11 protein-coding genes are annotated in these 10,699 nt (G+C 37.4%); 5 read left to right on the top strand and 6 right to left on the bottom strand.

Annotation, left to right across the window (positions count from 1 at the left end):
• Nucleotides 1-9: 9 nt before the first annotated feature.
• Complete coding sequence (locus BTO23_RS14340; RefSeq protein WP_105063844.1) at nt 10-1,344, bottom strand: TolC family protein; 1,335 nt, start codon at nt 1,342-1,344, stop codon at nt 10-12.
• Nucleotides 1,345-1,448: 104 nt separating this feature from the next.
• The gene (locus BTO23_RS14335) at nt 1,449-1,976 is read right to left on the bottom strand and encodes a hypothetical protein (RefSeq protein ID WP_245922116.1); all 528 of its coding nucleotides are present in this window, start codon (nt 1,974-1,976) and stop codon (nt 1,449-1,451) included.
• 103 nt (nt 1,977-2,079) lie between these two features.
• On the opposite strand from BTO23_RS14335, the gene BTO23_RS14330 reads away from it, so the two are divergent.
• Nucleotides 2,080-3,105, top strand: a complete 1,026-nt coding sequence (locus BTO23_RS14330) for an acyltransferase (protein ID WP_105063843.1) — start codon at nt 2,080-2,082, stop codon at nt 3,103-3,105.
• A 53-nt stretch (nt 3,106-3,158) separates the two neighbouring features.
• Here BTO23_RS14330 and BTO23_RS14325 read toward each other — a convergent pair whose 3' ends face one another.
• Entirely contained in the window at nt 3,159-4,007 is an 849-nt protein-coding gene (locus BTO23_RS14325) for an alpha/beta fold hydrolase (RefSeq protein WP_060993840.1), read from the bottom strand.
• Between the two features lie 209 nt (nt 4,008-4,216).
• Here BTO23_RS14325 and BTO23_RS14320 point away from each other — a divergent pair, with 209 nt between their 5' ends.
• Nucleotides 4,217-5,401, top strand: a complete 1,185-nt coding sequence (locus BTO23_RS14320) for an NnrS family protein (protein ID WP_105063842.1) — start codon at nt 4,217-4,219, stop codon at nt 5,399-5,401.
• A gap of 154 nt (nt 5,402-5,555) precedes the next feature.
• Nucleotides 5,556-7,019: an N-acetylglucosamine-specific PTS transporter subunit IIBC gene (nagE, locus tag BTO23_RS14315; protein ID WP_045104014.1), complete on the top strand. Its 1,464-nt coding sequence runs from the start codon at nt 5,556-5,558 to the stop codon at nt 7,017-7,019.
• Between the two features lie 149 nt (nt 7,020-7,168).
• Here nagE and BTO23_RS14310 read toward each other — a convergent pair whose 3' ends face one another.
• Complete coding sequence (locus tag BTO23_RS14310) at nt 7,169-7,462, bottom strand: hypothetical protein (RefSeq protein WP_061005424.1); 294 nt, start codon at nt 7,460-7,462, stop codon at nt 7,169-7,171.
• 228 nt (nt 7,463-7,690) lie between these two features.
• On the opposite strand from BTO23_RS14310, the gene BTO23_RS14305 reads away from it, so the two are divergent.
• Nucleotides 7,691-8,368 carry a response regulator transcription factor gene (locus BTO23_RS14305; protein ID WP_061005426.1) on the top strand — a complete coding sequence of 226 codons (678 nt, stop codon included), beginning with the start codon at nt 7,691-7,693 and terminating at the stop codon, nt 8,366-8,368.
• The gene (locus BTO23_RS14300) at nt 8,349-9,707 is read left to right on the top strand and encodes a sensor histidine kinase (RefSeq protein ID WP_105063841.1); all 1,359 of its coding nucleotides are present in this window, start codon (nt 8,349-8,351) and stop codon (nt 9,705-9,707) included. The genes BTO23_RS14305 and BTO23_RS14300 overlap by 20 nt, the downstream gene beginning before the upstream one ends.
• On the opposite strand, the gene BTO23_RS14295 is transcribed toward BTO23_RS14300, so the two are convergent.
• Complete coding sequence (locus tag BTO23_RS14295; RefSeq protein WP_105063840.1) at nt 9,704-10,318, bottom strand: DNA-J related domain-containing protein; 615 nt, start codon at nt 10,316-10,318, stop codon at nt 9,704-9,706. The two genes, BTO23_RS14300 and BTO23_RS14295, sit on opposite strands and share 4 nt — an antisense overlap.
• On the bottom strand, nt 10,315-10,647 hold the full coding sequence (locus BTO23_RS14290; RefSeq protein ID WP_061005431.1) for a hypothetical protein: 333 nt from the start codon (nt 10,645-10,647) through the stop codon (nt 10,315-10,317). Before BTO23_RS14290 ends, BTO23_RS14295 begins: the two co-directional genes overlap by 4 nt.
• Nucleotides 10,648-10,699 lie beyond the last annotated feature (52 nt).

Genomic DNA, 10,699 nt, shown 5'->3' with positions numbered 1-10,699 from the left:
TTCTCTTCCTTACTGCTTTGACGGTGCAAATTGTGGGGCAGAAACAACATAATCGAAGCCGTTTAAATAAAAAGCTAAGCTGCTGTATGTTTTACTTAAGTCACTGAATAAACGCTGTTTTTCAAGTTCAATACTGAGTTCATCATTGGCAGAAGCAATTACATCATTAAATTGCGCTGTATTGTTTTCATACCCACGTTCAACGGCACGAGTTCTTTCTTTTGCTTGGGGTAATAACGTGCTGTTGTAACGGGAAAGACGCTGCTCAAAATTACTTTTATCCACTAGTAGTGAGTTCACTTTAGCGTTTAATTGGCGTAACAGAACATCACGCTGCGACTTTGCTGAACCCACTTGATATTGGGCTGCTGTATAATTTTGATCTTGGCGTTTATCAGTAAATAATGGGATATCCATCGTTAAATAAGCACTGACTAAATCAGAGGCGGGTTGTCCCCCCATTCCATTCGCTTGACGATAACCGTACATTACCTCGACACCAAATTGGGGAGAGTAGGATTCATTAGCTATATCCACTTTGGTTTTAGTTGCCGTGATTGTTAATTCACTCATTTTAACGGTTGGATTTTCACTTAATAAGTCATAATACTCAGTATCTTGAGGTGATTTAGTCGCTAATAATCGCTCTAATGTAAACCACTTTAATGGTTTTATTTCTTTTGAGGAATAATCAGCTAAGTTGGGTAACCATTCACTTAATTGCGCATAAATCCGCCCTTGCAGTTGGCGATTTGTTTGCAGTTTTTCATCTAAGCGAGTTAATTGAAGTTGTGCTTGCAGCAGATCCTGACTTTCACTTTTACCGATAGAATAATTAGTATTAATATACGTTTCCATCTCAGATAATAACTGACGATTTTCATGTAAAATCACCTCAGCTTTTTGTAAGAAGCCTAACTCTATCCATAATTGAGTAATTGAATTTGCGACATCTAGCTCTCGAACTTGAATTTGCATTGCTAACACATCTGCTTGTTGCCCAGTTTGCTTTTGTTGTAAATCTAAGCTTGAGCCTCGTCCAAACTTCTGCATAAGTCCTACAGAGATATTGGTCATTGGATCTTCATCAAACTTAAAACTATCGACAGGTAAGCCACCAAAACCGATTTTAAGTGTTGGATCAGCAAGCGTTGAACTTGCAATACCAGTGGAGCGTAGTGCTTGTGATTGCGCATATATTTGCTCTCGACTTGCATCAGAAGACAATGCTTGTTCAATGAGCGTTGTTAACTGACTTTCAGCAATAGCTTGGCTTGAAAGTACCAACGAGATCACAGAAGCTAACCACACCTTTTTAGAGCGTGTAAGTAGTATATTTTTCATGGAATCATTCCAATAGTGGCATGATCATAAAGACGGATCACTGCCATGATTAAACCGACAAATAAGCGTTAGATATCTTATTTAGAGAATTGATTTAATTGGAATTATGCTATTGGGGGACGATAAAGAGATGAAGAGGTAAATGAACGTTTTTGTTCATTATATTGAGCATAGGTAACGACAGATGTCATTGCATTGGTATAAGCGGTAAGACCGATAGGTAAAGCGTAAACAGATACAACACAAATAGTTTTACAACAGCTATCACCTTTATCAGAACAATGATGACTGTTATTCATCGACATTGATGACATATCACACTGTATATAACTATTTTCATTATTTTCTGAAGAGTTACTTTGTGTGGAATCACACTCTGGCATGCAATCACTCATGTCATTCATTGAACCAGAATCTTGAACTACATTCATCTGCATATTCATCATACCTTCCATTTTCATTGGATAGCTGTAAGCAACACTAGATAACACTAATGCCATCAGTGTAACGCTTGTTACCAACCATTTAGAAAAAGAAATGAACACAAATAATACCCAGTAATAACGAATTGACCAGATAGTAATGCTTCCACTAGGGGTAAGGTCAACGGTTTTATGTGAAAGCTCTCTCATTTATGAAAACAACCAGTATCAAAATCTCAACGAATTAATCTAACGCATATATTTAGTTAAAAGTACTTGGTAGATTACGCAAAAATTCAAGGATGTTCTTTTAATGAAAAACTCTCATAAAATCGCGAGCTTAGAACTTGGAAGGTTGTTTGCTCTATTCGCAATTATTGCTCTGCACTCTCAAATCTTCATGACCTATTTATTAGTCGATGATGTTCCCGTTTTTGGTTATATTTTTAATCAATTAACTCGTTTCGCCGTTCCTTTCTTCTTTATTCTGTCTGGTTATTTGATTCAACCAAAACTATCTACATCACCGCGAAAAACACTAAAACAATACTCATCACCATTATTGAAGATTTGGCTGGTATGGAGTGCTTTATGCTTAGCGATGCCATTTAACTGGCAACGAGCTGCAACTGATGGTTACTTAATTGAACGTACTGGTTACTGGAATTGGTTAACTCAAAACTCTCTAAATGCCTTAATGGAAGGCGGTATGGTACATTTGTGGTTTATCCCTGCATTAGTTATCGCGGTTGCGATTATCGCATTATTCATTCATTTTAATAAATCGTCTTTGCTTATTCCTGTTGCGGTTATCTTGTATACTTATGGCGTTATGGGCGGAAGTTATCAAACATTAACTGAGGTATGGACGCCCTTTTTTACTCGTAATGGCCCTTTCTTTAGTACGTTAATGGTAGTGATTGGCTTTGAATTTAGACGTCGTAACATAACCCTATCCTCAATTAACTCATTTTTATTACTGCTGACGGGTTTCGTTATTCACTTTGTCGAAGCTTATTGGTTAACTAACTATGATGTTGCATTTAATCTTCATGATTTCTTAGTTGGGACACCATTAATTGGCATGGGATTATTTTTACTTCTTTTATCCAAGCCAAACTTAGGTAATCACCCAATGACATTTACATTGAGTAAACATGTACTTAGTATTTATGTATGTCACTTATTATGTGTGGTAGTAATGTTAAATATTACAGGAATGATGGGACTCACTTTGGCAATGCGAGATTTTGTAATTGTATTTGGAACCGTTGCCCTATCTACGTCCTTTGTATTTATTATGGATAAAACGCCATTAAAGCGCTTATTATTTAGATAAAAGAAAGCGATACCTAAAATATCTACTGTGATTACTTAGGTATCGTCACCTTGTTATGTATTCAAATCATCAAAAGCCTTCATCGCTTCTTTACTAGACATCACTCGTCCATGACCTTGTTTTTCTGTTGGATATAGGGTGACGTGTTCAATGTAATCAGAAGCCGATTTAGAGAGATCAAAACTGCTAAATCTATCTTTCTTATCGTGCACTATAATGGTTTGACTGGTGCGTTGTTGTAAGCGCTGATAAGGATTAAAGCTATCAATAGAACGTTGATATTTATCTTCGATGTCACCGACTATCGCTTTAAACAATTTAATTGAGTAGCCGGAACGCTCGATACTTCTAAAGAGATTCTCCGTATAATTTAGTACTGGTGCAATTAAAAGTAATGGAACCTGTTCTAACTTTACATGATGACACTCTAGAACCGCTGCTGTACCCATACTATGCGCCACCACACCAACCACATTTTCTTTAGCATCTAATACTGCATTTAGCCCTTCAATAAAGGCTGGTAAATGGGCATGCTCACCTCCACTCTCACCGTGAGCTGGATGATCAAAAGCAACCGCAGTAAAACCTTGGGAAGCAATATACTCCATTAATGGAAAGAACTGACTAGAATTACCCGACCAACCATGCGCCATTAGCCACACAGGACCAGAACCAAGTTGATAAAGACTAAGTTCTCCTTCAGATGAGTTTAACTTACTCTTAATTAACCCTTTTGGTTCTATATTCTTTGGTTTTGTTCTTACTGGGGTTAGTAGTAATTTTCGCCCCATTTTCTTTGCGTGATTTGGAATTAATAAATGGTGCAAACGAGTAACAGCATTTAAAGCACTGCGTTTAAAGCTGAACTTTTTCTCTGTTCCAAAATAGATGTCCTGACTCATGATTTCTTCCATCTCTCATTATTATCCCTTTATCTTATATAAAGCGTATTTATTGTCGAGCAATCAATCTATTTTTTAACAATTAGATCACAAATAGAATTTTAATGATGTAAAAGGTAACACCCCGTTTAAACATGCATAAAAAATACATGTTATTATTTTTACTATCGGTTATACTTATTTCGTCGTTATAAATTGAGAATCACCCAATGATAAATATCACTGATAAATCTGTTGAAGAAAAAATCCCACCAATCTTACGGTTAGGCTTTCGCCCTTTCTTTTTATTAGGCAGTATCTACGCAATTATTGCTGTTACTATCTGGGTATGGGCATTTCAAACAGGCCAACCTAAATATTTAGACGTACCTGCACTTTGGTGGCATGTGCATGAAATGCTATTTGGTTTTTCTATGGCCATTGTGGCTGGTTTTGTATTAAGTGCAGTTCAGAACTGGACTGGCGTTAAAGGTACATCAGATAAACGACTCGGTTTTATTATCTTGTTATGGTTACTACCTCGTGTTTTATTTTGGACACAAGCGCCATTATGGTTAATCTCAAGTATTGAAGCCTTATTCATGCTGGCTATTGCGTATGAGGTCGGGTTTCGAGTTATTAAGACGAAAGGCGTTCGTAATTTTTTCTTTATTCCTCTATTTTTAGTCGCTATTGCAGTAAACTTCGCTAGTTATGCAACGATTAAAGGATTACCACCATTTACCTCTGCTGCCGTGTGGGAATCTATGCTTTGGTGGTTTACGCTATTAATTTCAGTCATGGGCGCAAGGGTGATCCCATTCTTTACTGCTCGTCGTTTTCAGTTTGAAAAAGCACAGCCAATGATGTGGTTAGAAGCCTTATGCAATATCCCTCTGGCAATGCTATTTATTCTTAGCTTTTTTCCTCTTACCTCAGCAGAGATTAGTCCGTATTTAATGGTAATTGTAGGCTCTGCACAATTAGTTCGTATGACTCGTTGGAAAGGTCACAAAACATTGAGTGAACCATTAGTATGGTCACTTCATGCGGGTTATTTATGTATTCCATTAAGTTTGTTAATTCGTGGCTTTGCAAGTAATGGATTCATTTCACATACCGCGATTCACTTATTTGCAATTGGGGCACTAGGCGGTGTTATTTTGGCTATGATCGCTCGAGTCACTATGGGGCATACTGGTCGTGAGATCTATAAAGGACCTGTCATGTGGCCTGCTTTCTCTGCCATTATTCTTGCCGCAGTAATTCGCTCTGTTGGGGTAATTATTTTCCCCGAATACATGATAGATATGATCAACATAGCAGCTGTACTATGGGCATTCGCCTTTGGACTATTTGTTTGGCATTTTGCTCCTATGCTATGTAAAAAACGAGTAGATGGTCATCCTGGTTAATTTTCAGCTCGAATAAACTAGATCTAACTCACACATTAAAGAACTTACTGCCAACATTAACTATAGTTAATGTTGGCACAATCTTTCCTTAATCTTACCCTCTGTATCCTGACCTTAAAATAAAAATACGAAATTTTACTTTAAGGAATGCAATATGAATGTATTAGGTTATATGCAAAAGGTAGGTAAGGCACTGATGGTTCCCGTCGCTACGCTTCCTGCTGCTGCAATATTAATGGGCGTTGGTTACTGGATGGATCCAACCGGTTGGGGCGCAAACAGTGTATTTGCTGCTTTTTTAATTAAATCAGGTGGAGCAATCATTGATGTAATGCCGATGCTATTTGCCATTGGTGTGGCATTTGGTTTAAGTAAAGACAAAAATGGTTCAGCGGCGCTAGCAGGCTTCATCTCTTTCACCGTTGTTACCACCCTTCTTTCTCCTGCAGTTGTAGCCCAACTTGAAAACATTCCTTTGGATCAAGTCCCTGCCGCATTCGCTAAAATTAACAACCAATTCATCGGTATTATTGTTGGTATTATTTCAGCTGAAATTTACAACAAGTATTCTACGGTTGAGCTACCAAAAGCATTAGCTTTCTTTAGTGGTAAGCGCCTTGTTCCAATCTTGACATCAATCGCAGGTATGGCTTTATCATTCGTGCTTCTTTACGTTTGGCCTGCTATTTTTGATGCGCTAATCTCTTTTGGTACTCAACTTCAATCAATGGGTGCTGTTGGTGCTGGTCTGTTCGGTTTCTTTAACCGTTTAATGTTAAGTGTTGGTATGCACCATGCGCTTTACCCTGTGTTCTGGTTTGATGTTGTTGGTATTAATGACATTCCAAACTTCCTTGGTGGTGCTCAATCTATCGCTAATGGTACTGGTATTCCTGGTCAAACAGGCATGTATCAAGCGGGCTTCTTCCCTATTATGATGTTTGGTCTTCCAGGTGCTGCACTTGCTATGTATCACTGCGCAGAAAAACGTAACAAGGCTGCTGTATTCTCTATCATGCTTGCAGCAGCAATGGCTTCATTCTTTACGGGTATTACTGAACCGCTAGAATTCAGCTTCATGTTCCTTGCTCCTTGGTTATACCTGATTCATGCAATCTTAACGGGTCTATCTCTATTCATCGCAGCAAGCATGGAATGGATGGCTGGTTTTGGCTTCTCTGCAGGCTTAGTCGATTTTGTTCTTTCGAGCCAAAACCCATTAGCGGTTAAATGGTACATGCTGATCCCACAAGGTCTTGTATTCTTCGTTCTTTACTACACCATCTTTAGATTTGCGATTAAGAAGTTTAACTTCCTAACTCCTGGTCGTGGCGAAGACATGAACAAAGATGACTCAGTAGAAGAAAATATCACCGATGTAACGAATGCCTACATTGAAGCCATTGGTGGTGCAGACAATATTCTAGAAGTAGATAACTGTATTACTCGCCTACGTTTAACGGTAAAAGACTCAGGCCTTGCTGATAAAGATAAACTGAAATCAATTGGTGCAGCAGGTGTTGTTCCAATGGGTAAAGGTGGCTTACAAGTTATCATTGGCCTAGGAAAAGTTGATAAAGTTGCCGCTGAAATGAAAGTCATTTTAAAAGCCGAATAGCAATCTAATTAAGTACGAACCATACTTAGTTAAATTGATATAAGCTCCATAATATTCGTACCAGATGTTATGAGAGTACAACTCAAGAGTCTTAATTCTTCCCCCTTTAAGGCTCTTTATGGTGTGCTCCTATTTCAATAACATAAAGCTTATACTTTCATTGATAGGCTTTTAATCGCTTGATACGCTTCGAATTCATTATTTTCTGACGCGTATACACCACAGTGCTGACATTCACATTGGTATATTTCAGCGGTAAAATGATAACAATTTAATGCTTTCACCCCACATTGAGGACAATGTTCCACTTTTTCTAAAAATTCCATTTTGAGTGCTTTTTGCTCTTGTTGCTCTCGAAAATATTGTGTTAATTCAAAATTAAATTGTTTACCAACACCATTATTTGGGTTTTCTTTGGGGAAATCATCAAAATAATTATTCATAGGTTCTTCCTCAGTAAAAATGCCAATAAGCTATAAGGGTATTTATACAAAAAGGAAGCTCCTTCAACCAGAAGCAAAATATGAACTTTGTCATTCTTTACGCAAAGTTCAGAAAAAAGGTTAATTTAGCTCTTAAAAATACTCAATTCGCTTTCATTTGAGCTTTAACTTTTATGAATCTTACCCTTTTTATTGATAGAATAAGATGTCACCACATAGAGATAAAAAATGAAAATATTGGTTATAGAAGACGATCAAACTACCCGTGATTTTATTGCTAAGGCATTAGAACAAGAAGGCTTTATAGTTGACAGCTCTGGTGATGGTAAAGAAGGGTTAATGATGGCAATTAGCTGCGAGTATCAGTTAATTGTATTAGATCGCATGCTTCCTAATCTTGATGGTTTAAAGATTTTATCTGCAATTAGAGCGACAGATAACAATACACCCGTTCTTATTCTTAGTGCACTAGATAGCGTAGACCAGCGTGTTGAAGGCTTAACCGCAGGTAGCGATGATTATCTCACTAAGCCTTTTGCTTTAGCTGAACTGCTCGCACGCATTAATATTATTTTGCGCCGTAATCGACCAATAGAGAATACGTTGAATGAAATACAAATAAACAACCTAACTATTAATCTTCGCTCTCAAAAAGTAACGATAAATAACGCCCCTATCGTATTACAAAACAAAGAATTTATTTTATTACGTTTTCTTGTCGAACATGTTGACGAAGTAGTTTCTCGCATGCGCTTATTTGAGGCCGCATGGGATTATCATTTTGACCCAAAAACTAACGTTATTGATGTGCACATCGCTAAGTTACGTAAGAAATTAGAACAAGGTGGTGCAGTAAACCTTATCGAAACGGTACGCGGGACAGGTTATGTTATTAGACAAGCGTGATGAACTCTACCGCTCATCCATCTTAAAGCTATTAATTTGGTTTGCTGTTGGCTTATTCTTAATGATGGCTTTACTGCTTTATCAGCTGTATTCCACCTCTCTACACTTATACAATAAAAACCTTGATGATTGGCTACAAGCAGAAACCTCACAACTTCAATCTATCGCAAATAGCGAAGGTATTGAGGCTGTTCAACAAAGTATTAATAACAATAAAGACAACAGCCGCTATATTTATCAAATTGTTAATCACGCATTTCCAATACCAACCGATACTTCTGCAACCTCTTATCCTGTTATTGCTCAAATTAAGCAATATCAAGCCAATAATGATTTACCCAATATGCGTGCGACAAGAATTGAACTGCCTGATGGCTCTCAATTGACGGTTGGTATTGATCAGGAACGCTATTTAAGCTTTAAAAAACAGCTAGACTCTTCAGTAATTTGGGGGACATTTTTTCCATTTATCGCCCTGTGTTTAATTGCAATTCTTATTGCCGTTTACATCCTCAAACGATTGAACCTTGTTAATCAAACCATGAATCGAGTGATGTTAGGTGAACGAAATGTTCGTTTAAAAGTCGGTCCTGATATGAATGAATTTGATTTACTGGCTTTGCACTTAAATAACATGCTAGAGCAAATGGAAGAGAGCGAATCTAAGCTTAAATCATTAACCATTGATATGGCACATGATCTTAGAACCCCAATGGGACGGATTAAATTACGTATTGAGGATCTGTTATACGATGATAAATTAACCTCTTACCATCAATTACAATTAGAAAACATACAATCCGATTTTTCACTGTTACTTGATACCTTTAATGGCATGATGGAGCTTTACCATTTAGAAAACGGTGGCGCACCAATCAGTAAAAAAACCTGTGAATTAAGCAAGATAGTACAGGATGCGATGGAGTTTGCAGAGCCTACCGCGTTAGATAAACAACAAAAACTTTATTTAACCATTGAAATGCCTTGCCTACTATATGCAAACCCTAGCCTACTCTTTCGTGCTGTATTCAATATTATTGATAATGCGATTAAATACACTCACGAAGGCGGGGTGATTGAAGTTATTGTGGATTGTTTTGGTGTTGTTGTCGCCGATAATGGCATTGGAATAAAACCTGAAGATAGAGAGCGGGCGTTAGATCAGTTAGTCCGTTTAGATCCTAGCCGAACAGAGCATGGTTTTGGTTTAGGCCTTGCTCTAGTAAAAACCGTCATGAAAATACATAACGGTAGAATTAGTTTAAGTGATAATTACCCGGGGTTACGTGCTCGTTTATTGTTTGATGAGACTTTAAATCACCAGTCACCTAATAACTAACGTAATAGATTCCACGCTTCACACATCACTCTAAATTTATCAGCATCACCCAACTCTCTATCTGGGTGATGCTGCATAGCCAATTTACGCCATTGTTTGCGTATCTCTTTTCCTGTCGCACTTTCTGATAAACCAAATAACTTTAATGCTTGAATACGATCCATTGATGATATTGTAGAACCACCTAAATAACGACGGTAATTACTCCAAAACTCATTCAATAAACGCCTAACCTCATCTTCTTCTACTTGGTAATTTGTCCATTCTAAATAATATTCTCGCAACGGGTGCGCTGTATCTATGACGTGGTCAGAATAACCTGAGCTTCTCTCAGGGAATAAATGAATGTTCATCGCTTCTACTTGCAACCACTGCTCTGGATATAGTTCGGTTTGAAGCTGATAAAGCGCATTCATTATCAAGAAGTTACGTTTGAATAGATCTTTATCTGGGCTTTCATCAAGCGGTGTTAATAAGCCTTTTTCAATAAGATATGTAGATAACGTATGAACCTTCCATTCTTGAACGGTCTCTTGTAATACTTCAAACAAAGGCCAAACTAACGGGTTTTCAAACTGTCCATTTGTTTTATCTAGGCCGTTATTCGTCATTTTCTGTGCTCCAATTGTTTAATTAACGAATTAAGATTCCAAGCACAAAATAAATTAAAGAGAATCACAGAACTCATAATTACAGCCATTCTTATCCATGGTTGTTCTGTTGCTAAGCGATATTCAGCGATGTGGTAGATAGTAGGAAGCCACACAGCAAAGACACCAATAACAAGACCTGCTTGTAGCATTCTAAACACAAATTCTTTATTAAAAAACAGAGTAAAAGGAAGTGCTACAAGCGCTGAAACAACAATCACATTCCCTTCTCGTAAAAAATGAGCCGCCATTATCCAGTACGCTAAAAATACAATAATTGTTCGCCACATTGATAATATCCTCTACTTTATTTAATTTACTAACCGTTATTATAACTTCTGC

This window comes from Aliivibrio sifiae, from assembly GCF_002954715.1.
Lineage (GTDB): Bacteria > Pseudomonadota > Gammaproteobacteria > Enterobacterales > Vibrionaceae > Aliivibrio > Aliivibrio sifiae.
The sequence above is the reverse complement of the archived record's forward strand: the minus strand, read 5'-3'. Positions and strand labels throughout refer to the sequence as shown.

Excerpts from the sequence above, each read along its gene's own strand:
- BTO23_RS14330 (WP_105063843.1), top strand. The coding sequence starts at position 2,080 with ATGAAAAACTCTCATAAAATCGCGAGCTTAGAACTTGGAAGGTTGTTT.
- BTO23_RS14325 (WP_060993840.1), bottom strand. The coding sequence starts at position 4,007 with ATGAGTCAGGACATCTATTTTGGAACAGAGAAAAAGTTCAGCTTTAAA.
- BTO23_RS14310 (WP_061005424.1), bottom strand. The coding sequence starts at position 7,462 with ATGAATAATTATTTTGATGATTTCCCCAAAGAAAACCCAAATAATGGT.
- BTO23_RS14335 (WP_245922116.1), bottom strand. The coding sequence starts at position 1,976 with ATGAGAGAGCTTTCACATAAAACCGTTGACCTTACCCCTAGTGGAAGC.
- BTO23_RS14300 (WP_105063841.1), top strand. The coding sequence starts at position 8,349 with ATGTTATTAGACAAGCGTGATGAACTCTACCGCTCATCCATCTTAAAG.
- BTO23_RS14290 (WP_061005431.1), bottom strand. The coding sequence starts at position 10,647 with ATGTGGCGAACAATTATTGTATTTTTAGCGTACTGGATAATGGCGGCT.
- BTO23_RS14305 (WP_061005426.1), top strand. The coding sequence starts at position 7,691 with ATGAAAATATTGGTTATAGAAGACGATCAAACTACCCGTGATTTTATT.
- BTO23_RS14320 (WP_105063842.1), top strand. The coding sequence starts at position 4,217 with ATGATAAATATCACTGATAAATCTGTTGAAGAAAAAATCCCACCAATC.
- nagE (WP_045104014.1), top strand. The coding sequence starts at position 5,556 with ATGAATGTATTAGGTTATATGCAAAAGGTAGGTAAGGCACTGATGGTT.
- BTO23_RS14340 (WP_105063844.1), bottom strand. The coding sequence starts at position 1,344 with ATGAAAAATATACTACTTACACGCTCTAAAAAGGTGTGGTTAGCTTCT.
- BTO23_RS14295 (WP_105063840.1), bottom strand. The coding sequence starts at position 10,318 with ATGACGAATAACGGCCTAGATAAAACAAATGGACAGTTTGAAAACCCG.